We start from the raw sequence: 21,741 nt of genomic DNA on the forward strand, positions 1-21,741 counted from the left end.
TCCTCTTCAGTGTCCGCAGCCTTATTGGCATCGGACCGAGCTCATGTGAGTGCCTCCAATGCGTTTTTCAGCCGGATGAGCAGGGCCACGTCGGCGGGGTCCCCCGTCGTCAGGGGGAGCCATTGCGCCGCCTCCGCGGTGTCGGTCCCGTCCGCGACCGCGTCCCTGATCTCGCGGGTGCCCGCGACCCGTCTGGGCAGTGCGCCCACGCGCGTGTCGGGCCGGGTGGGGGCGTCGTCCAGGGCGCCGCGCGTGATGGGTGTGTCGTCCAGGGCGCCGGGCGTGGTGGGCGCGGCGGGAGGGTCGGGCGCGGCGGTGATCTCGCCCCTGGGAACACGGAGGAGCCCGGCCGCGGCGAGCTGCCGTACGGCCAGCAGCACCGAGTACGCGGGGCGTCCCAGCCGGTGGGCCAGGTCCGCGGGGGTCGCCGTCGAGTCGGCGCCGACCACGACCTCCCACTGGAGGGAGGTCAGGACCACCCGTTGCGCGGGCACGCGGCCGACGGGGACAACCGGGAGCGCGTCCAGATCGGCGGACGGCCAGGTCCGGTCCAACTGCGTCCTCCTTCTCTTGTACTCCCGGAGCAGTCCGGTCATGTCGAAGTACCACTGCGGCCCGAGCCAGTGCCGCTCTCCCCGGCGGAACCTCGCTCCGTGCTCCGGGGCGTCGAACAGGAAGTACACGGCGTCGAGCACCGCGCAGAGCACGCAGAACTCCAGTTCGCCCCTGGTGAGCACGCCCTGGGTGACCAGCACCTCGCCGCCGAGCCTGCCCTCGGCCGCGGCGCGCATGGCCTGCCGTACGGCCTGGTCCGAGACCCTGCCGCAGGCGGCGAGCAGGTCCTCGACCCGCGGGGCGACGGGGCTCTCCGCGCAGGTAACGTGACCGTCCGTGAGGTAGAACGTCCCGGCTCCGCCCAGATGGAGGGCGCCGGTCGCCCGGTCGGCGGCCAGTTCGCTGAGGAGGTTCCGCGTTGTGGGCATGGCTTCAGGTCGTTATCAGGCGGCCGGAAAGCGCCTGAAGTCGATGGCGTGCCAGGGCCAGGTTGGAGCGCTGTGAATCGAGGCGGACATAAATCACTAGAGGGCCATCGAATACCGTTTCAAGCGGTTTCAGTAAATGGTGTCCGTCATCGGTGGTTATGATCACATCACGGATCCGGACGATCTCGTTGGCGGAGGTCGTGGTGAGCCCGTCCAACATCGCCCGCAGGGTCTCGCTCAGTCCGGCGGCCGACCTCTCCACGTCGAGATGGCGGTTCAGGCCGCCGGCCGCGACGGCGGTCCCGCTGGTCTGATCGATCAGGATCGCGTCCAGCGCGCCGGGGATGGACATGACCTCAGTCAGGCAGCCTTCGATTCCGAGCACGGGATCTCCCTCGCCAACGACTTCACAACGTCGCCCGGTCAGCGTAGGGATATCACCCTGAATTCGGGTGTCCTCATGAAAAGTCAGATATAAAGAGGAAGAGGAATCAGCGTCACGGTAGGAGGTTGTTCCTACGGAGTAGGGGATATTTTCTACTCGTCAGGGATGAGCGCCTTTTCGTCTGGCTTGTAAATAAGAACGTTTTTCACGTACGACTCCACGGCGGCGGGCAGTCCGACGTCGTGCCCCGCCGCCTCCGAGGTGAACCAGCGGTGGTCGAGCACCTCGTGGAAGATCTGGGCGGGTTCCAGCTTGCGTCGCATCTCCGCGGGGACGGCATCGATCGTCGGCTGGAAGACCTCCGCCAGCCACCGGTGGGCCACGATCGCCTCGTCCTCGTGGCGCAGGCCCTGCGAGACCCGGAAGGAGTCGAGGTCGTTGAGCAGCCGCCTTGCCTGGTTCTCCTCGACGTCCAGCCCGGTGAGCCTGAGCAGCCTGCGCTGGTGGTGACCGGCGTCGACCACCTTGGGCCGGACGATCAGCCGTCCCGTGCCCGCCTTGCGGCGGACCATCATCTCGGCGACGTCGAAGCCGAGGTCGTTCAGCCTGCGGATCCGCTGGTCGATGATGTGCCAGTCCACCTCCTCGATGATCTCGTCGGAGGTCAGCTCGCCCCAGAGCCCGTGGTAGCGCGCGCAGACCGAGTCGGCGACCTCCTCGGGGTCGATCGAGGAGTGGAGCATGTCGCCCGCCTGGAGGTCGAGCATCTCGCCGAAGATGTTGGTGTGCGCGAGGTCGATGTCGTGGAGACGCTGCCCCTCGCTGATCATGGGGTGCAGTTCGCCGGTCTCGGCGTCGACCAGATAGGCGGCGAAGGAGCCCGCGTCCCTGCGGAACAGCACGTTCGACAGCGAGCAGTCACCCCAGTAGAAGCCGGTCAGGTGCAGCCGGACCAGCAGGACGGCCAGCGCGTCGAGCAGCCGGTTGAGCGTCTCGGGGCGGACGGTTCCCGACATGACCGCCCGGTAGGGCAGGGAGAACTGCAGATGCTGGGTGATCAACGCCGAGTCGAGCGGCTCCCCGTTCGCGTCCGTCCTGCCCGTGACCACGGCGACCGGCTCGACCGAGGGGGTGTCCATCCTGCCCAGGTCCCACAGCAGACGGTACTCGCGCTTGGCGTAGTACTCGCTGATCTCCTTGATCGCGTAAACCTTGCCGGAGAGCCTGGCGAAGCGGACCACGTGCCGCGAGATGCCACGCGGCAGGGACACCAGGTGGTGAGACGGCCACTCCTCAAGGGGGACGTCCCAGGGCAGGCGGATCAGGTCGGGGTCGCTCGGCGTTCCGGTGAGCTGGAGAGGCATCGCGTCAATCCTCACGTTGGGGGTCCTGGAGGGGGCCCGGGTGGGCTCGGGGCCTGGAAAGGCGAGAAGAGACGGGGGAGAGGTGCTCCCCGGCCCTTCCTAGGACCGGATGTCCTGTTCTGCTCGGTTCTGGCGTTCCGCTCAGGTCTCGCGATTCTCGCTGCTCTCGCGGCGGGGGAAGACGGGGGTGTGGGATGCCCGCCGTACGACGGCGGAGAGCTGCTCCTCGGTGAGTGTCCTAGGTTCCCCGACGGCTCTGGCCCGCACGTAGACCTCGCACAGCCATTCAAGCAGCCTGGTCGCCTCGAAGGCCTGGGGGAGGTCGTCGCCGAGGGTCACCCCTCCGTGGTTGGCCAGCAGCACCGCGCGCCTGTCCCCGAGGGCGGCCCTGACGTTCGCGGCCAGCTCGGGGGTGCCGTAGGTGGCGTACTCGGCCACCCTGACCGTGCCGCCGAGCAGCATCGTGTTGTAGTGGATCGGCGGCAGCTCGGTCATGGTCGTGGCGACCACGGTGCCGAAGGTCGAGTGGGTGTGCACCACGGCCGCGGTGCCGGTCGCCGTGTAGACCGCCAGGTGCATGGGGGTCTCCGAGGACGGCTGGAGCTCTCCCTCGACCAGGTGTCCCTCGATGTCGACCACGGGGCAGGCCTCGGGTTCGAGGCGATCGAGGGCGATCCCGCCGGGCGTCACCGCGACCAGGTCACCGGCGCGGACGCTGAGGTTTCCCGACGTTCCGATGACCAGTCCGGTCTCGACCGTCATCCGGCCGTGTTCACACAGCAGCCGACGCTGCTCCGCCAGCAACATGTCCCAAAAGTAGGGTCTTGCGGTAGTACGCGGCAAACCACCATTATCTGGTCTAGACCGGCCCCTATCGATAGCTTGCCGGAGAACCTGGATTCTTTACTTGTGTGCAGGTCATGAGTCAATGGCGGCGCGTGAGGTATCAGGTACTGTGTGCCAATCTGTCAAGGTCCGGACTACTTTGCTGCTTCGTTGCTACCGGATATGTCGCGAGGACATCACGGCTCGGTCTAGACCGGCTGCGACCCCTTGACGCTGGAGTCTGGGGCTACGTACCTTCAGGCAAACGTTTAGGAAACTTTCCTAATTGATCCCCCGCCCAGGAGGGTTACAATGTCCAACTCGGCCGGTACGCCCGGAGATATCACCCGGCGGCAGATGCTCCGCCGGATCGGCCTGACCGCTCTGGTCGCAGGGCCCGCCGCTGGACTCCTCAGCGCGTGCGCCACCGGGGGCGGCGCGGCTCCCGCCGCCACGACCTCGGCCGCTCCCTCCTCGGGTGGGGCGGTCTCCGCCGCCAACCCGTTCGGTGTCGCCGCCGACGCCCCGCTCGAAGTGGTCATCTTCAAGGGCGGCCTCGGTGACAGCTACGCCACCGACATCCACGAGCCGCTGTACAAGAAGGCCTTCCCCAAGGCTACCGTCAAGCACGTCGCGACCCAGCAGATCGCGCAGACCCTGCAGCCCCGCTTCGCCGGCGGCGACGTGCCGGACGTCATCTCCAACTCGGGCACCGACCTCATGGACGCCGGAGCCCTGCAGCAGGAGGGTCAGCTCCAGGAGCTCACCGAGCTGTGGGACGCCGCCTCGATCGACGACCCGAGCAAGAAGGTGCGCGACACGGTCGCCCCGGGCACCGTCGAGTCCGGTCTCATCGGCGGCAAGCCGTTCCTGATGAACTACGTGTTCTCGGCCTACGGCCTGTGGTACGACTCGGCCCTGTTCGAGAAGAACAGCTGGACCGCCCCGAAGACCTTCGAGGAGTTCAAGGCCTTCTGTGAGAAGGCGAAGGCCGCGGGCATCACCCCCTTCGCCTACGCGGGCAAGAACGCCTCCTACTACGCGTACTGGATGATCCTCATCTCCGCCGCGAAGATCGAGGGCAACCAGCTCCTGGTCGACATCGACAACCTCGTCGACGGCGTCTGGAAGCGCGACTCGGTCAAGCAGTCCGCCGCCGCCTGGGCCGAGATCGGCAAGTACATGGACAAGTCCTTCGAGGGCCTGATCCACACCGAGGTGCAGACCCGGCAGAACCAGGGCAAGGTCGCCCTCTACCCGTCGGGCTCCTGGCTGGAGAACGAGCAGAAGAGCCAGACTCCCAAGGAGTTCAAGTACGCCCTGACGCCCACCCCCAGCGTCACCGCCGCGGACAAGCTGCCCTTCGAGGCCATTCGCGCCGCCGCGGGCGAGGCCTACTTCGTTCCCTCGAAGGCCAAGAACGTCAAGGGCGGCCTTGAGTACCTGCGCATCATGCTCTCCAAGGAGGGCGCGCGCGGCTTCACCCAGAAGTCCGGCAACATCACCGTCGTGACCGGTGCCGCCGACGGTCTGGACCTGTCGCCGGGCAACGCGAGCCTCAGCGCCGCGCAGACCGCCGCCGGGGCGAACATCGTCACCCGCAGTGACTTCGAGAACTGGTACAAGGAGCTGGAGACCGAGCTGCGCAAGCAGACCAACGCGCTGATGTTCGGCCGTATCTCCGCCGAGGAGTTCTGCGACAAGATGCAGAAGGCCGCGGACAAGACCAAGTCCGACTCGTCCATCACCAAGCAGAACCGGACGGTGTAGGTCCCCATGCGGCATGGCAGGTATCGGTTCATCGTCGGCTTTCTGGCCGCGCCGGTGATCCTCTACACGGTCTTCGTGATCAGCCCGTATCTACAGGCTTTCTACATCTCGTTGACCAACTGGAAGGGCATCTCGGCGAACCCTCAGTTCATCGGCCTGGAGAACTACACCCGGCTGCTGGACGACGAGGTCTTCTGGGCCGCGGTGCGTCACCACGGTGTTCTGCTGCTTGTCATGCCGCTGGTCACCATCGTGATCGCCCTGTTCTTCTCCTTCCTGCTCAACCTGAGCGGAGGGCAGCGGGGCGGTCAGATGACCGGGATCTGGGGCTCGAAGGTCTATCGTGTGATCTTCTTCCTGCCCCAGGTCCTGGCGGTGGCCATCGTCGGCGTTCTCTTCCAGGCGATCTACCGCCCGGACGAGAGCGGTGTGATCAACGGTCTCCTCGGGCTGGTGGGCATCAAGCCGGTCGGCTGGCTCATCGACCCCAACCTCGCGCTGTGGTCGATCATCGGGGTGATGGTCTGGCAGGCGGTCGGCTTCTACGTCGTCCTGTTCTCCGCGGGTATGTCCTCCATCCCCAAGGACGTCTTCGAGGCCGCCGCGCTGGACGGCGCGGGCCGCTACACCCTCTTCTTCAAGATCACGCTTCCGCTGCTGTGGGACACCATGCAGGTCGCCTGGGTCTACCTGGGCATCGCCGCCTTCGACGCCTTCGCCCTGGTGCAGGTCCTCTCGGTCGACCGGGGCGGCCCTGACAACTCCACGACGGTGCTGCCGCTGGAGATCTGGCGGACCGCGTTCAACTTCTCCAAGTTCGGTTACGCGTCGGCGATGGGCGTGGTGCTGTTCTTCATGACCATCACGTTCGCGGCGCTCACTCTGCGCGTGACCCGGCGCGAGAGGATCGAGTTCTGATGGCTACCGAAACGGCGTACAAGGCCGCCTCGCGCTCCGGGGCCGCTCACGGCAGGCCGAGAAGGAAGCGCGGGGGCCAGTTGGGCGCCTTCGGCGCCCTGTCCCACGTGGCGCTGCTGGTCTGGGCGATCCTGATCATCGGCCCGATCCTGTGGACGTTCCTGGGGTCCTTCAAGACCAACGCCGAGATCTTCGGCGACCCCATCACGCTCCCGTCGTCCTACCACTGGGACGCCTGGAGCCGGGCCTTCCAGAAGGCCCACATCGGCCAGTACATGCTCAACACCGTCTTCGTGGTGGCGTGCAGCACGGCCCTGACCATGTTGCTGGGCTCGATGGCGGCCTACGTGCTGTCGCGCTACACCTTCCCCGGCAACCGGCTGATCTACTTCCTGTTCGTCTCCGGCATGACCTTCCCGGTCTTCCTCGCGCTGGTCCCGCTGTTCTTCGTGGTGCGCAACCTCGGCCTGATCGACACCCATTTCGGGGTGATCCTGGTCTACGTCGCCTACTCGCTGCCCTTCACGGTCTTCTTCCTGTCGGCGTTCTTCAAGACGCTGCCCACCTCGGTGGCGGAGGCGGCGATGATGGACGGCTGCTCGCACACCAGGACGTTCTTCCAGATCATGGTGCCGATGGCCAGGCCGGGCCTGATCAGCATCACGATCTTCAACATCCTGGGCCAGTGGAACCAGTACCTCCTGCCGATCGTGCTGCTGTCGGGAAACGTCGAGGACAAGTGGCTGATCACCCAGGGTGTCGCCAACATCTCCACGAACGCGGGCTACGAGGCCGACTGGCCGGGCCTGTTCGCCGCGCTGAGCATGGCGATCATCCCAGTCATGATCATCTACATCATCTTCCAGCGCCAGATCCAGTCGGGTCTGACATCGGGCGCCGTCAAATAACCTCACCCGTCCGGTAATCCGGAGAGGGCGCGGGGGAGTCGTCCTTAGTCGTAAACGAACCCCTGTGCTTTCCGGAGACCCGTACATGCCCGATCTGGAACCGTCGGCCTTCCCCTTCCCGTTCTTCGGGGCGGGGGAGGCCGGTTACTACATGTGGGCCGAGGTGCACGTGCGCTTCGCCCGTGAGCCGTCGAGCTCCCAGCGCGAGGTCATCGTCGGCACCGTCCCGATCCCGCTACGGAGAGCGGTCGACTGGTGCGAGGGGCGCCAGCTCACGGTGGCCAGCGGCCTGTTCCTGCACGGCGCGGTCGCCCGCACCTATCCTGTGGCCGGACAGGAGTGCGACCGGATCGGCGACGACGGCTGGCTGCACGCGGCCCCCTCCAGGATCGCCGCGCTCAACGCCGACATCAAGGCCTGGCTCGCCCTGATCCACGGCCAGTGCCCCGTCCTGGCCGCCTACCGCGCGCAGGACCCGGACGGCGGTGGCACCCGCCTGTCCCCGTGGCACGACTGGAGCCTCACCCGGGTGCCCGGCCTGCTGCCCGAACTGGAGCGGCTCCTCGAGCAGACCGGTCACGCCGCGACCATGGCCAGGGGGGTCATGGCGATGGCCCGACGCGCCGGGATCCTGCCCGGACTTGGCGCCGTGGCCACCGACGTGATCTCCTGGGCCGATGGACCTGCTTGACGACTCCGCGATCGAGCGGAAACTGGCCGATGTGCCCGGCTGGCGCCGCGAAGGCGACGAGATCCGCCGGACGATCACCGCCCGCGACTTCCCCTTGGCCATTCGCATCGTCGACGAGGTCGCGGTCGAGGCCGAGAGGCTCAACCACCATCCCGACATCGACATCCGCTGGCGTACCCTCCACCTGGTTCTTTCCACCCATGACGCGGGTGGCCTGACCGAGCTGGACTTCACTCTCGCCGCCCGCATCGACGAGATCGCCGCATCGCACACCTGAGGCGCGGGACCGCGGGGGCCACGGGGGCCACGGGGAACGTGGCCCCCGCGGGCTCATGACGACACGCCGGCCGCCAGCTGTTCCTGCTCGGCGAGGAGTGCGATGAGCTCCTCCGCGTCCTCCGCGCAGACGGTCATGGCGAGGTTCGCATCCATCTGGGCCCGGGACAGGGCCCTCGTCAGCCGGGTCGCGTACCATCGGCCCGCGTCGCTCCGCCAGATGGACCACGCCGCGGCATATTGCCCGCGCATCCGCTGCCAGTCAGCCTCTTCCACAGAGAAGTCAGCTTCTTCCACAGAGAATCGCACTCTGTCACCACCTTCGTGCTCGGTGTCGCAGCCCAATGATGAGTTCGCCGGAAACGAGCCGGTAGTGAGAGGTGCTCTCCGCGACATCAGGAGAAGCGCTCTCCGTGGGACTGAAGTGCGCCTTCCTGCGACGTTCCCGCATGTTCCGGGCTCTGAGGGCGGCGCGCCTTCCCCGTAACGGAGGAGCGCTCTCAGGGCGAGAGTCCGTCGTCAAGGAATGCGGGACATCATCCGCTCCATGCCGTTGACCCAGTTGTCCCTGAGGGCGGACGCCGCTCCCTCGAGGTCCCCGGCGATCAGGTACTCGGCGATCCGGCAGTGCTCCTCGGCGGCGCGCTCCATCGGGGTGCTCTCTCCGGCGACCAGGTGGGAGTAGCGGCGCATCCCCGCCTTGACGCTGGTGATCAGGTCGAGCAGTCGCTCGTTCGAGCAGCCGCCGAGAAGCAGGTCATGCCACTCGTCGTCGTGCCGCTCGATGTCCTGCCGCTCGGCGATGTTGTCGGAGAACTCCTGGGCGAGCTTGAGCAGCTCGGGGGCGACCCTCTCCAGGTAGACGGGGTCGGAGCTGTCCAGCGCCAGCGCCTCAAGTGCTGCCACGATGGCGCACAGCTCGCGGAACTCCTTGCGGCTCACCGGTGCGAACCGGAATCCCCTGCCCTGGTTGCTCTCCAGCACGCCCTCACCCGCGAGCGTGATGAGGGCCTCGCGCAGCGGGGTACGGCTGACGCCCAGCTCCGCGGCGAGAGCGGCCTCGTTGATGTCCGTTCCGGCTGAGAAGTCCCCCCGGTCGAGCCTGAGCATGAGCTCGTCGCGGATCTGTTCGCGGAGGGGGCGCCGCTCGATCGGCATGGCTCTCCTTGGGTTGATCTTGTCCGAAGCGTACCGCTTGACGCGATGCAAAATACTGCACTATGAATTCTGCATACAAAATATTACATGGCATAGATCGGAGTTGCGGGTGGGTCTGACCAGGGTTTCCGGTCTGCTCTTCGGGGGGGACTACAACCCCGAGCAGTGGCCGGAGCACGTCTGGGACGAGGACGTCCGGCTGATGGCCGAGGCGGGGGTGAACATGGCGACCGTCGCCGTCTTCTCCTGGTCGCGCCTCGAACCCCGGCCGGGCGAGTACGACTTCGGATGGCTCGACCGGATCATGGACCTGCTCGACGGGCACGGCGTCGCCGCCGACCTGGCCACGGCCACCGCGACCCCGCCGCCCTGGCTGGTCCGCGAGCACCCCGAGGTGCTTCCCGTCGACGCATCGGGCACCCGCCTCGACTTCGGCTCCCGGCAGAGCTACTGCCCGAGCTCCCCGATCTTCCGTGAGGCCACCGTACGGCTGGCCCGCGTCATGGCGGAGCGCTACCGCGACCACCCCGCGCTGGCCATGTGGCACGTCGGCAACGAGTACGCCGACCACACGCTCGAATGCTTCTGCGAGGAGTCCGCCGGGCACTTCCGCCGCTGGCTGCGCGACCGCCACGGCTCCGTCGAGGGCCTCAACGCCGCCTGGGGCACCTCGTGCTGGGGCCAGCACTACACCGCGTTCGACCAGGTCAACCCGCCCCGCAAGGCTCCAGGCCCGGTCAACCCCGCCCAGGTCCTCGACTGGCGGCGCTTCTGCTCCGACGCGCTGCTCGAGTGCTTCGAGCTGGAGAGGGCCGTGCTCGGCGAGGTCACCCCGAACGTCCCGGTGACCACCAACTTCATGAGCATCCTGCACGGCCTGGACTACTGGAAGTGGGCCGCCGCCGAGGACGTCGTCAGCGACGACGCCTACCCCGACCCCGCCGACCCCGCCTCGCACGTGGCCGTCGCGCTCAGCTACGACCTCATGCGGTCGCTGCGGCGGCAGCCGTGGATCCTGCTCGAGCAGGCCTCGAGCGCGGTGAGCTGGCGCGAGGTCAACGCGCCGAAGCCGCCGGGCATGATGCGCCTGCACAGCCTGCAGGCCGTGGCCCACGGCGCGGACGGCGCCATGTTCTTCCAGTGGCGGCAGGCGAAGTACGGCCCGGAGAAGTTCCACTCCGCGCTGCTGCCGCACGGCGGCACCGCCTCACGTGGCTGGAGAGACACGCTCAGGCTCGGCGCCGACCTGCGGCGGCTCGCCGAGGTCGCGGGCGCGCCGACCCGGGCCGAGGTGGCCCTGGTCCTCGGCTGGGACAGCTGGTGGGGCCTGGAGGCCCCCGAGTCGATGCCGTCGAACCGGCTCAGGCTCAAGGAACTCCTGCAGGCGTGGTACGGACCGCTGCACGCGAGCGGCGTCGCGGTCGACCTCGTCCCGCCGCTCGGCGACCTGTCCGGCTACCGCGTGGTGATCGCCCCCAACCTCTACATGTGCGCCGAGGAACAGGCCGAGTGGCTGGCCGCCTTCCGCGGGCACCTCGTCGTCGGCCCGTTCAGCGGCGTCGTCGACCCCGACGACCAGGTCCACGACGGAGGCGCCCCCGGACCGCTGCGGGAACTGCTCGGCCTGACGGTCGACGAGTTCTGGCCGCTGCCGGACGGAACGGTCCAGCCGGTACGGCTCACCGCCGGGACCGCGGAGGACGGGACGCGGGCCGTACCGGTGCGGACCTGGGCCGAGTGGCTGCGCGTCGAGGACGCCGAGGTGCTCGCCCGCTACGAGGGCGGCGACCTGGACGGCCAGGCCGCGATCACCAGGCGCGGGAACGCGACCTACCTCGGCTGCCTGCTCGACGACGTCACGCCGGTGCTCGAGGAGGTCCTCTCCGCCGCCGGGGTCGAGCCGGTCGCCGACGTGCCCGAGGGCGTCGAGGCGACCCGCAGGGGCCGTTTCCTCTTCCTGCTCAACCACACCACCTCCGCCGTGAAGGTGGACCTCGGGGAGCCGGGAACCGACCTGCTCACGGGCCGTGACCTGCGCGGCCGGATCGAGATCCCGGGCCGCGACGCCGTGGTGCTCCGCACCGGTCTTGGGCCGGAAACCCCGCACCAGGGCGGCGCGGGCGCCGACATCCCGTCAAGTGAAGGAGAACGGTGACACATCCATACATCCCGAACGCCGAACCCGGTGTGCGGGCCGAGATGCTCGCCGCCGTCGGCGCCGCGAGCGTCGAGGACCTCTACGCGGACATTCCCTCGAACCTGCGCCTCGACAGGCCGCTCGACCTGCCGGAGCCGATGGCCTCCGAGCACGAGCTGGTCGTTCACATGCGCGGGCTTCTGGCGCGCAACACCGACACGACCGAGGCGCTCAGCTTCCTCGGGCACGGCTGCTACCCGCACCATGTCCCGGCCGTCTGCGACGAGGTCAACGGCAGGAGCGAGTTCCTCACCGCGTACGCGGGCGAGCCGTACGAGGACCACGGCCGCTTCCAGGCGATCTTCGAGTACGTCAGCATGATGGCTGAGCTGCTGGAGATGGACGTCGTCAACGTCCCCACCTACGACGGCTACCAGGCGGCCGGGACCGCGATCCGGATGGCGGCCCGCTACACCGGCAGGTCGAAGGTCCTGGTCAGCGGTGCCGTCGCCGCGGACAAGATGAGCAAGCTCCGCGACTTCCTCGACCACGACATCGAGCTGGTGATCGCCCCCGTCGGTCCCGGCGGCGAGATCGGCGAGGTCGAGATCGACGAGACCTTCGCCGCGATCTACCTGGAGACCCCGAACGTCTACGGCGTCGTGGAGACCAGGGGCCGCGAGCTCGCCGATCTCGCGCACGCCGCGGGCGCGCTCCTGGTCGTCTCGGCCGACCCGATCTCGCTGGGGGTGCTCGCCCCGCCCGCCTCCTACGGCGCCGACATCGCCTGCGGCGACATCCAGTCGCTCGGCATGCACCAGAACTACGGCGGCGGCCACGCCGGATACATCGCCACCCGCGACGAGGAACGCCTGGTCGCGGAGTTCCCCTCCCGCCTGTTCGGCGTCGCGCCGACCTCGGTCCCCGGCGAGTACGGCTTCGGCGACGTCTTCTACGACAGGACCTCCTTCGCCCTCCGCGAGGAGGGCAAGGAATGGGTGGGCACCGCCGCCGCCCTGTGGGGCATCACCGCCGGGGTCTACCTCGCGCTGATGGGCCCCGAGGGCATGCGTGAGATCGGCGAGACGATCCTGGCCCGCACCCGCTACGCGATGGACCGCCTGGGGGAGGCGGGGGCCACGGTCCTGCACGGTGACTCCGTGCACTTCAGGGAGTTCGCGATCGAGGTCCCGTCCTCCGACGCGCTCCTGGCCGCGCTGCGCGGGCGAGGCATCTTCGGCGGCGTCCGTCTGGACGACCGCACGCTGCTGGTCTGCGTGACCGAGCGGCACTCCAGACACGACATCGACCGGCTGGCGGCAGCCGTACAGGAGGGGCTCGCATGAGTGGGCACGCAGGAGACTCGTTCGCCGAGCTGCCGGTCGCTCCCAAGCCGCCGTTGCGCCGCTTCCACCAGGCCCGCTGGGACGAGCCGATCATCTTCGAGCAGTCACGTCCAGGGCGCAGGGGCGTTGCCGTACCGGCCGCCGGGGTGCCCGCGGTCGAGCTGCCCGCCTCGGTACGGCGCGCCGAGCCGCCGAAGCTGCCGGAGATGTCGCAGCTGCACGTGCTGCGGCACTACGTCAGGCTCTCCCAGGAGAACCTGGGCGTCGACCAGGCCATCGCGGTCGGCCAGGGCACCTGCACCATGAAGTACAGCCCCAAGGTCAACGACCGGTTCGTCACCGATCCCAGGATCGCCGAGCTGCACCCCCTCCAGCCGGAGGACAGCGTGCAGGGCGTGCTGGAGATCTACTGGCGCCTGGAGCGGATGCTCGCCGAGATCTCCGGCATGCACCGGGTCTCGCTGCAGCCCGCCTCCGGATCCGCAGCGATCTACGCCAACGTCGCGATGATCCGCGCCTACCACGCCTCGCGTGGCGACGGCGAGCGGCGCGACCAGATCATCACCACGATGTTCTCGCACCCGTCGAACGCGGCCTGCGCCAAGGTCGCCGGGTACGAGGTCATCACCCTGATGCCGGACGAGAACGGCTACCCGGACATCGAGGCGCTGCGCGCAGCGGCCGGGCCCCGCACCGCGGCCCTGATGATCACCAATCCCGAGGACACGGGCATCTTCAACCCGCGGATCGAGGAGTTCGTCGGGATCGTGCACGAGGCGGGCGGCCTGGCCTGCTACGACCAGGCCAACGCCAACGGCCTGCTGGGCATCACCCGCGCCGCCGACGCCGGGTTCGACCTGTGCCACTTCAACCTGCACAAGACCTTCTCGACCCCGCACGCGTGCGGCGGCCCCGCCGCGGGGGCCAGCTGCGTCTCCGAGGCGCTTGAGCCCTTCCTGCCGGGCCCGACCGTCGAGTTCGACGGCGAGAGGTACCGCCTCGACGCCGACCGGCCGCGCTCCGTCGGCAAGATGCGGCCGTTCCTGGGCGTGACCCCGAACGTGGTCCGCGCCTACGCCTGGATCATGGCGCTGGGCGCCGAGGGCCTGCGTGAGGTCGCCGAGACCGCGGTGCTCAACAACAACTACCTGATGCACAAGATCCTCCAGATCCCCGGAGCCTCCGCCCACTGGGACAGGGGCCGCCTGGAGCAGGTCCGCTACTCCTGGCAGGGACTGTTCGAGGAGACGGGCGTGCACTCGGAGGAGATCGGCGTCCGCGCCGCCGACTTCGGCGTGCACTACTGGACCAGCCACCACCCCTTCCTGGTCCCGGAGCCCTTCACGCTGGAGCCGACGGAGTCCTACTCCAAGGAGGATCTCGACGAGTACGCCGCGATCCTCGCCCACGTCGCCGACGAGGCCCGCCGCGATCCCGAGCTGGTCAGGGGCGCCCCGTACAACCAGACGATCCACAAGATCGACCCGACCTCGCTCGACGATCCCAAGCAGTGGTCGCCGACCTGGCGGGCCTACACCCGCAAGCACCTGGCATGACGTCCGAACGGTCCGTGACCTCCGCGGCCTCCGCTGCTCCCCGCCAGGCCCCGGCGCGGGGTGAGGCCTTCACGGTCGGGCTGGTCGTCAACCCGGTCGCGGGGGTCGGGGGCCCGGCCGGGCTCAAGGGCAGCGACGGCGCCGAGATCCAGCGGCGGGCGCTGGCCAGAGGGGCGTCCCTGCGCGCCGGGGAGCGCGCGGCGCAGGCCGTACGGGCCCTGCTGGCCAGGCGTCCCGGCGCGAGGATCCTGACCGTCCCCGGCCCGATGGGCGAGGACAGCGCGCGGGCCGCGGGGGCGGTCCCCGAGCTGCTGCGGATCGTTCCCGGCGCCCCCTCTTCGGGCAAGGACACGACGGCGGCCGTCGAGGCCATGAGGGACGCCGTCGACCTGCTGCTGTTCGCCGGTGGGGACGGCACCGCGAGGGACGTGCTGGACGGGGCGCCGTCCTGCCCGGTGCTCGGCGTCCCGGCCGGGGTGAAGGTCTACTCCGGATGCTTCGCGGTCAGCCCCGCGACCGCGGGGGCCGTGGCCGCCGAGTTCGCCCGGGACGCCCCGGCGCCCGGCGGGACCGACGGGAGCGGCACCTACGGCGGAACGGTCGAGGCCGAGGTGGTCGACCTCGATGAGGAGGCCTACCGGCGGGGCGCGGTCAGCCCCAGGCTCTACGGCACCCTCCGCGTCCCCGCCGTCAGGGCGCGCCTGTCGGGCCGCAAGGTCGGCTCCTCCTCCGGCGCCCCCGGCTCGGCGGAGGGAGTCGCCGCCGAGGTCGTCGCCCGTATGCGGCCCGGCGTCCGCTACGTCCTGGGCCCCGGCGCGACCACCATGGCCGTCGGCAGGCTGCTCGGCTTGGCCACGACCCTGCTGGGCGTCGACGTCGTCCAGGACGGGGAACTGGTCGCCGCGGACGTGGCGGAGAGGGAGCTTCTCGACCTCGTCGACGGGCGTGAGACCCACGCCGTCGTCTCGGTGATCGGGGGGCAGGGGTTCGTGCTCGGGCGCGGCAACCAGCAGATCAGCCCGGCCGTGCTGAAAAAGATCATGGCTTCCGGAGGGCTCGTCGTCCTGGCGACCCAGCAGAAGCTCGCAGGTCTCAACGGGCGGCCGCTGCTGGCCGACACCGGAGACCCGGAGGCGGACGCCCTCGTCGAGGGCTACGTCCCCGTCATCACCGGACACCGCGAGAGCGCGCTGTACCGGATCCGTTCCGCTATCGAGGAGTTCCCGTCATGACCATCATGACCAACGCGCTGAGCGGCAAGGTCGCCATCGTCACCGGTGGCGCGTCCGGCATCGGCAGGGCCACCGCGCTGCTGTTCGGCCGCCAGGGCGCGGCCGTGGTCGTGGCCGACATCGACGGCCAGGGCGCGGCACGGGTCGCCGGGGAGATCGAGGCCGAGGGCGGCAGGGCCGTCGGCGTCGAGACGGACGTGGCCGCAGAGGCCGACTGCGAGCGGGCCGTACGGACCGCCGTCGAGACCTTCGGCGGCCTGCACGTGGTGTTCAACAACGCCGGGATCATCCGCCGCAGCACCGCGCTGGAGATCTCGGCCGACGAGTGGGACCGCGTCATGGCGGTCAACGTCCGCTCCGTCTTCCTCATGTGCAAGCACGCGATCCCCGCCATGAAGGACGGCGGCTCGATCGTGAACACCGGCTCGGGCTGGGGCCTCAAGGGCGGCGGCAACGCCATCTCCTACTGCGCCTCGAAGGCAGCCGTGGTCAACATGACCCGCGCCCTGGCCATCGACCACGCCAAGGCTGGAATCCGCGTCAACTCGGTCAACCCCGGCGACACCGACACCCCGATGCTCCGGGAGGAGGCCCGGCAGCTCTCCGAGGACTGGGCGGCCTTCGCGGCCGACGCGGCCGACCGTCCGATGGGCCGTTCCGGAACCCCGGACGAGATCGCCCAGGCCGTCCTGTTCCTGGCGAGTGACGCCGCCAGCTACGTCACCGGCGCGGCCCTGGTCGTCGACGGCGGCGGACTCGCCTGACCCACCACCCCCCACAACGCAACCCCCAGGAGGCACACCGTGTCTTTTCCCACATCCAAGAAGTTCCTGGCCGCGACGGCCCTCGTCCTGACCGCCGCCGTGACCACGGCGTGCAGTGGCAGCGGTAGCGGCGGCGCGGCCGGGGACGCGTCAGCCGGAGGAAAGGTCACCATCAGGTGGTCGACCTGGGGCTCGGCCGAGGACGTCGCGCTCTACAAGGGCTTCAACGACGACTTCATGAAGCGTCACCCGAACATCGAGCTGAAGATGGAGACGGTCCCCAAGTACGAGGACTACCACCCCAAGCTGCTGACCCAGCTCACCTCGAAGACCGCGCCCGACGTCTTCTTCGTCGGCGACGACAACGTGGGCAAGTTCGTCGCCGCCGGGGTGCTCGCCCCGCTCGACGACAAGCTCGCGGGCCCGGACAGCAAGAGCAAGCCCGAGGACTTCTTCGACGGGATCTACGGCGGAGCCAGGAAGGACGGCCAGATCTACGGCGTCCCCAACGATACCAACCCCGAGGTCCTCTGGTACGGCAAGAAGGCGCTCAAGGACGCCGGGATCACCGAGGACCCGGCCGAGCTGAACGCGGCCGGGAAGTGGACCATGGCCAAGTACCTGGAGATGAACGCCAAGCTCAAGGCGGCGGGCAAGGCCGGGTCCATCTTCTGGAACTGGTACGGCTCGACCTACAGCGTCATCGGCGGCTTCGGCGGCAAGGTCTGGGACGGCGGCAGGTTCGTCGCCACAACCGACCCCAAGTCCCGCGAGGCCCTGGAGACCCTCGCCAAGGGCTACGCCGACAAGACCTTCCTGTCGGCCGACGTGCTGCCCGCCAGCAACGGCGCCAGCACCCAACTCCTCAAGGGAACCGCGGGCTTCTACGCGGGCGGGCGCTGGATGATCGACGCGCTGCGCAAGGGCGGCGACCTGCCCAACTACGACATCGTGCCGTTCCCCTCCGAGACGGGCCAGCCGATGCCGGGTGCGGTCGCAGCCTCCTACCTGGCACTGAACAAGGACTCGGCGCATCCGAAGGAGGCTTTCACCTTCCTGACCGAGTTCGTCAGCAAGGAGGGCCAGCTCCTGCGGCTCAAGGGCGGCGGCGCCGTCCCGTCGATCAAGGGGGCCGAGCAGGTCGTGCTCGCCGACAACTACCCGGCGCACGCCCAGACCTTCCTCGACGTCCGTGACACCGGCTTCGCCAACTACCCGGAGGAGGTCGCGGTCCCCGGTCTGACCAAGGACATCAACGACCACCTGCTGAAGATCTGGACCGGGAAGACTCCCTTCGAGCAGGGTATGACCGAGCTGCAGTCGCTCGTCGACGGCAAGATCGGATAGCGGTGGTGGGCGTCGTCACCGAGACGCGCCCCACCGCGAAGCCCCGGCCCGCGCGCGCTGCGACGCGCGTGCGGAACCGGGACGGCTGGTGGGCCACGCTCTTCCTCGCTCCGCAGGTCCTCGGCCTGCTCGCCTTCCTGGTCTTCCCGCTCGGCTTCGCCGTCGTGCTCGCGTTCATGAAGTGGGACGGGCTCGGCGAGAAGTCCTGGGTCGGCTTCGACAACTTCGCCGCTCAGCTGTCCGACCCCGACTTCGGTACGGCGGTGTGGAACACCGTCAAGCTCGCCTTCCTGACCGTCCCGATCGGACTGGCCCTCGCGCTGCTCATCGCCGTCGCGCTGAACCAGGTCAAGGGCAAGACCTTCTACCGGGTCGTCTACTTCCTGCCGGTGATCACCAGTTCGGTCGCGGTCGCGGTGATGTGGCAGATCATCCTGGCCAGCGGCGACTACGGTGTCCTGAACAGGACCGTGTACGACTGGTTCGGGATCACGCTGCCCGACTGGCTCGAGGACCCGAGCTGGGTGATCGTGGCCATCGCGGTCGTGACCATCTGGTCCTCGCTCGGCCTCAACGTCGTGATCTTCCTGGCGGGCCTGCAGACCATCCCGCCGTCGCTGACCGAGGCCGCCCGCATGGACGGCGCGGGCCCGATCCGCGTCTTCCGCTCCGTGACGCTGCCCATGATCTCCCCGACGGTCTTCTTCTCGACCGTGGTCGCGGTGATCAGCTCGTTCCAGGCGTTCGACCAGATCTACGTGCTGGTCGACCCCGACCACAACGACGGCGCCCGCACGATCGTCTACCAGGTCTACGACCTGGGCTTCAAACAGTTCGAGTTCGGCATGAGCAGCGCCGCGGCGCTGATCCTGCTCGCGCTGACGCTGCTCGTCACCCTCGTCCAGTTCGGAGTGCAGAAGCGCTTCGTCCACTACGACTCGTGAAAGGGGGGCGTCGATGGCTGTGATCTCCCGGTCCGCCGGAACCCCCGGCGTCTCCGGCTCTCCCGGCACGTCCGGCACCTCCGGGCCCCTTGGCGCCTCCGGGCTCCGCCGCCTGGGCCGGGTCGCCCTGCACGCCGCGCTCATCGCGGGCGGGCTCGTCATGCTGTTCCCGTTCGTCTGGATGCTGCTGACGTCGTTCAAGGGCACGCACCAGATGCTCAACGCGCCGCTCGACTGGCTGCCCAACCCCTGGCGGGCGCAGAACTACCCCGACGCCTTCGGCTCGCTGCCCTTCGCCCAGGCCTACTGGAACAGCTTCTCCATCGCGGCCCTCAATGTCGTCCTCACCCTGGTCACCTCGGCGATGGCCGCCTACGCCTTCGCCAGGATCCGCTTCCGGGGCTCGGGGCTGCTGTTCGGGCTGTTCCTCGCGACCCAGATGGTTCCCTCGCAGGTGACGGTCGTGCCGCTCTACCTGATGCTCTCCAAGCTCGGCTGGATCGACTCCCATCTGGCGCTGATCGTGCCCGGCTACGTCAACCCCTTCGCTGTCTTCCTGCTGCGTCAGTTCATCAGGGCGGTCCCGATCGAGCTTGAGGAGGCCGCTCGCCTTGACGGGGCCAACCGCTGGACGATCTTCTGGCGGGTCGTGCTGCCGAACGTCAGGCCCGGCATGGGCGCGCTCGGCATCATCGTCTTCCTGGCGAGCTGGAACAGCTTCTTCTTCCCGCTGATCTTCCTGAACTCGCCGGAGCTGGCCACGGTTCCGCTGCTGGTCAGCCAGTTCGCCGGGCAGCACGGCGCAACCGACTACGGTCTCACCCTCGCCGCCTCCGCCATCTCGGTCATCCCGATGATGATCGCCTTCCTGATCGGCCAGCGGCGCATTCTCAACAGCATGGCCATGTCCGGCCTGGGAGGACGCTGACGATGTCTGAACTCCGCGACACACGGACGATGCCTGAACTCCGCGACCTGCGGGCGACGCCCTTCACCGACCGGGGGTCCCGGCTGCTGGTGATGGCGGCGGACGACGGCTCGCTGTGGATCGCCCGCGCCGAGTACGAGACCCGGCTGTCGGAGGCGACCACGCTGACCGGTCTGCGGCTGTTCGCCGGGGACGACCCGGGCTCCGAGCTGGCCGTACGGCGGGCCCATGCCGACCGGATCTCCTTCGAGGGGGGCGTCGACCTGGTGTTCGCCGACGCGGAGACGCTGGTGCTGGTCGGCTCCGGGGCGCGTGCCGTCTGGGACGGCGGCGAGGGGAAGATCGACGGGGCGTTCGTCCTGGTGGGAGATCGGCCGGGGGAGAAGGGGCGGACGCGGGACGGCGCGGCGGCCCGGGAACGCGAGGGGGGAGTGGGACACGGCCCGAACCCGTGTGAGGGTTCCGTGCTCGACGGTCCCACGCTTGACGGCCCCGCGTTGCTTGAGCGGGCCGCACTCCGGTGGCGGGAGTGGTTCGACCGGATGCCGGCCGTACCGGAGGAGTTCCGGGAGCGGGCCGAGCAGGCGTGGTGGACGCTCGGCGTGAACCTGTTGCCGATCGCCTTCGCGGGAGGCAGGCAGGGTGTCGTTCCCTCCAAGTTCGGATACGTCGGCGTCTGGAACTGGGACGCCTACTTCCACGCGATCGCCCTGCGCCACGCCGACCCCGAGCTGGCCCGCGACCAGATCCGCATCCTGCTCGACCACCAGCGCCAGGACGGTCTCATCCCCGACGTGGTCCACGACCTGGGCGTGCTCGCCGAGACCACCGACCTGCCCCGCTCCGACCACCTCCGCCTGGCCCAGCACGTCGGCACGGGGGGTTCCGCAGGTGTGGCGGGCGGGGAGAGCGTGCCCGGACACGGTGAGACGGGGGCCGAGGGCGAGGCCGAACCGGCCGGCGACGGTGCCCCGGTGACGCCGATCGGGGGCGTCGTACCGGTGACCAAGCCCCCGCTCACCGCCTGGGCCGTCTGGAAGATCCACGAGGTGGCCCCCGACCTGGACTTCCTCGCGGAGGTCTACGAGCCGATCGCCCGTTCCCACGAGTGGTGGCTGACCGTCTCCGACCCCGACGGGGACGGGCTCGCCGAGTATCTCCACCCCTACTCGTCCGGGCTGGACGACAGCCCCATCTGGGACAACGGCCCCAGGGCCGAGCCTCCCGACCTCAACTCCTACCTCGCCCTGCAGGCCGATCGTCTCGGTGACATCGCCGAGGCGCTGGGCCGTACGGAGGAGGCCGAGACCTGGCGTGAGCGGGCGGTCGAGCACGTCGAGCTGCTGGTCGCCAGACGCTGGAACGGCAGCCGCTTCGTGACCCTGTCGAAGGCGGATCGCCGTACGGCGGCGCCGGGGCGGGAGGTGGCCGAGGTGGAGGTGGCCACCCGGACTCCGCTGGAGCTGATGCCGCTGTTCACCGGGCGCCTGCCGGAGGAGATCGCGCAACAGTTGGTCGCCGATCTGCTCTCACCCAGCTTCTGGGCCGAGCGCCCGGTGCCCACGGTCGCCTTCGACGACCCGGACTTCGACCCCGACGCGATGTGGCGGGGTCCGGTCTGGCTCAACGTCAACTACCTGCTGATCGAGGGCCTGCGCCGTTCCGGCTTCGCCGAGGTGGCCGACGAGCTGACGAGGCGGACCCTGGCCATGGTGAACGCGGGCGGCGGTCTGTACGAGTACTGGAACCCGCTCACCGGCGCCCGCGCCGCGCGCGCCACCGTCGGCTTCGGCTGGTCCTCCGCCCTCTTCCTCGACCTGGCCGTCCGCCGTACCCGGCCCGACGTGTAAGACAATTTGTATTACGTTGGCGAGATTCGGGGCGGCGCGTTCAATAAGCTGTCACCTTTCTGAAGCTCAGCGGGAGTGCACGTAGAAAAGTGGTAACCGTCTTGCGGTGTGGCTGGTTTTTCCTCGTAGCGGAAGATCTTCACCCCGTTCACTCCAGCTTCGATTCCTAGATGTTGATCATCAGATGATCTCGATGGAATCCTGAGGGCGGTGCCGGGGGAAACGACCCCGCACTATCTCATCGCTGTTTCGAAAGGTAATAACCTCATGCGTTCCCTTGCTCTGTCCGCCGCCGTGCTTTCCACGGTCGCGGCCTTCAGCATGGCCCTCGCGCCCGCCGCAGTCGCCGCCCCGTCCCC

20 protein-coding genes are annotated in these 21,741 nt (G+C 68.9%); 14 read left to right on the plus strand and 6 right to left on the minus strand.

Translation table 11 applies throughout. The annotated features are described in order from the left end of the window. Positions 1-41 precede the first annotated feature (41 nt). The 4 genes from AB0395_RS10280 to AB0395_RS10295 all read right to left on the minus strand — a co-directional run bounded on the left by AB0395_RS10280 (position 42) and on the right by AB0395_RS10295 (position 3,539). Positions 42-983, minus strand: a complete 942-nt coding sequence (locus AB0395_RS10280; protein ID WP_366278890.1) for a hypothetical protein — start codon at positions 981-983, stop codon at positions 42-44. Positions 984-987: 4 nt separating this feature from the next. Then, positions 988-1,368 carry a roadblock/LC7 domain-containing protein gene (locus AB0395_RS10285; protein WP_366278892.1) on the minus strand — a complete coding sequence of 127 codons (381 nt, stop codon included), beginning with the start codon at positions 1,366-1,368 and terminating at the stop codon, positions 988-990. A gap of 152 nt (positions 1,369-1,520) precedes the next feature. Next, the gene (locus tag AB0395_RS10290) at positions 1,521-2,732 is read right to left on the minus strand and encodes a DUF4032 domain-containing protein (protein ID WP_366278893.1); all 1,212 of its coding nucleotides are present in this window, start codon (positions 2,730-2,732) and stop codon (positions 1,521-1,523) included. Between the two features lie 141 nt (positions 2,733-2,873). Then, positions 2,874-3,539 (minus strand): class II aldolase/adducin family protein, encoded by a 666-nt coding sequence (locus AB0395_RS10295; RefSeq protein WP_366278895.1) that lies wholly within the window; start codon positions 3,537-3,539, stop codon positions 2,874-2,876. 330 nt (positions 3,540-3,869) lie between these two features. Here AB0395_RS10295 and ngcE point away from each other — a divergent pair, with 330 nt between their 5' ends. The 5 genes from ngcE to AB0395_RS10320 all read left to right on the plus strand — a co-directional run bounded on the left by ngcE (position 3,870) and on the right by AB0395_RS10320 (position 8,121). Then, positions 3,870-5,327: an N-acetylglucosamine/diacetylchitobiose ABC transporter substrate-binding protein gene (gene ngcE / locus AB0395_RS10300; protein WP_366278897.1), complete on the plus strand. Its 1,458-nt coding sequence runs from the start codon at positions 3,870-3,872 to the stop codon at positions 5,325-5,327. A 6-nt stretch (positions 5,328-5,333) separates the two neighbouring features. Continuing rightward, positions 5,334-6,245 (plus strand): sugar ABC transporter permease, encoded by a 912-nt coding sequence (locus AB0395_RS10305; protein ID WP_366278899.1) that lies wholly within the window; start codon positions 5,334-5,336, stop codon positions 6,243-6,245. After that, entirely contained in the window at positions 6,245-7,153 is a 909-nt protein-coding gene (locus AB0395_RS10310; RefSeq protein ID WP_366278901.1) for a carbohydrate ABC transporter permease, read from the plus strand. The genes AB0395_RS10305 and AB0395_RS10310 overlap by 1 nt, the downstream gene beginning before the upstream one ends. Positions 7,154-7,238: 85 nt before the next feature. Then, positions 7,239-7,844 (plus strand): hypothetical protein, encoded by a 606-nt coding sequence (locus AB0395_RS10315; RefSeq protein ID WP_366278902.1) that lies wholly within the window; start codon positions 7,239-7,241, stop codon positions 7,842-7,844. Beyond that, positions 7,831-8,121 carry a 4a-hydroxytetrahydrobiopterin dehydratase gene (locus tag AB0395_RS10320; protein WP_366278904.1) on the plus strand — a complete coding sequence of 97 codons (291 nt, stop codon included), beginning with the start codon at positions 7,831-7,833 and terminating at the stop codon, positions 8,119-8,121. Before AB0395_RS10315 ends, AB0395_RS10320 begins: the two co-directional genes overlap by 14 nt. 53 nt (positions 8,122-8,174) lie before the next feature. Here the strand turns inward: AB0395_RS10320 and AB0395_RS10325 are convergent, their stop codons facing one another. Both AB0395_RS10325 and AB0395_RS10330 read right to left on the minus strand, forming a co-directional pair. Further along, positions 8,175-8,396 (minus strand): hypothetical protein, encoded by a 222-nt coding sequence (locus AB0395_RS10325; protein WP_366278905.1) that lies wholly within the window; start codon positions 8,394-8,396, stop codon positions 8,175-8,177. 243 nt (positions 8,397-8,639) lie between these two features. Beyond that, positions 8,640-9,278, minus strand: coding sequence for a GntR family transcriptional regulator (locus AB0395_RS10330; protein WP_366278906.1), 639 nt, complete (start codon positions 9,276-9,278; stop codon positions 8,640-8,642). 109 nt (positions 9,279-9,387) lie between these two features. Here AB0395_RS10330 and AB0395_RS10335 point away from each other — a divergent pair, with 109 nt between their 5' ends. Genes AB0395_RS10335 through AB0395_RS10375 form a run of 9 tightly spaced genes read left to right on the plus strand, consistent with a single transcriptional unit; the run spans position 9,388 to position 21,382 of the window. Next, a complete protein-coding gene (locus AB0395_RS10335; RefSeq protein WP_366278908.1) occupies positions 9,388-11,433 on the plus strand; it encodes a beta-galactosidase in 2,046 nt (681 codons plus the stop codon). Beyond that, entirely contained in the window at positions 11,430-12,761 is a 1,332-nt protein-coding gene (gene gcvPA / locus AB0395_RS10340) for an aminomethyl-transferring glycine dehydrogenase subunit GcvPA (RefSeq protein WP_366278910.1), read from the plus strand. The genes AB0395_RS10335 and gcvPA overlap by 4 nt, the downstream gene beginning before the upstream one ends. Beyond that, positions 12,758-14,317 (plus strand): aminomethyl-transferring glycine dehydrogenase subunit GcvPB, encoded by a 1,560-nt coding sequence (gene gcvPB / locus AB0395_RS10345; RefSeq protein ID WP_366278912.1) that lies wholly within the window; start codon positions 12,758-12,760, stop codon positions 14,315-14,317. Before gcvPA ends, gcvPB begins: the two co-directional genes overlap by 4 nt. Then, positions 14,314-15,549: an NAD(+)/NADH kinase gene (locus AB0395_RS10350; RefSeq protein WP_366278914.1), complete on the plus strand. Its 1,236-nt coding sequence runs from the start codon at positions 14,314-14,316 to the stop codon at positions 15,547-15,549. Before gcvPB ends, AB0395_RS10350 begins: the two co-directional genes overlap by 4 nt. Next, positions 15,546-16,313, plus strand: coding sequence for an SDR family NAD(P)-dependent oxidoreductase (locus tag AB0395_RS10355; protein ID WP_366278916.1), 768 nt, complete (start codon positions 15,546-15,548; stop codon positions 16,311-16,313). The genes AB0395_RS10350 and AB0395_RS10355 overlap by 4 nt, the downstream gene beginning before the upstream one ends. Before the next feature lie 39 nt (positions 16,314-16,352). After that, positions 16,353-17,660, plus strand: coding sequence for a sugar ABC transporter substrate-binding protein (locus AB0395_RS10360; RefSeq protein WP_366278918.1), 1,308 nt, complete (start codon positions 16,353-16,355; stop codon positions 17,658-17,660). 5 nt (positions 17,661-17,665) lie between these two features. After that, positions 17,666-18,604, plus strand: a complete 939-nt coding sequence (locus tag AB0395_RS10365) for a sugar ABC transporter permease (RefSeq protein WP_366278920.1) — start codon at positions 17,666-17,668, stop codon at positions 18,602-18,604. Positions 18,605-18,617: 13 nt separating this feature from the next. After that, complete coding sequence (locus tag AB0395_RS10370) at positions 18,618-19,532, plus strand: carbohydrate ABC transporter permease (RefSeq protein ID WP_366278922.1); 915 nt, start codon at positions 18,618-18,620, stop codon at positions 19,530-19,532. 29 nt (positions 19,533-19,561) lie between these two features. Then, positions 19,562-21,382 carry a glycogen debranching protein gene (locus AB0395_RS10375; RefSeq protein WP_366278923.1) on the plus strand — a complete coding sequence of 607 codons (1,821 nt, stop codon included), beginning with the start codon at positions 19,562-19,564 and terminating at the stop codon, positions 21,380-21,382. The last annotated feature ends 359 nt before the right edge of the window (positions 21,383-21,741 follow it).

Origin of the sequence: Streptosporangium sp. NPDC051023 (assembly GCF_040689595.1) — a bacterium.
In the GTDB taxonomy this organism is placed as follows: domain Bacteria; phylum Actinomycetota; class Actinomycetes; order Streptosporangiales; family Streptosporangiaceae; genus Streptosporangium.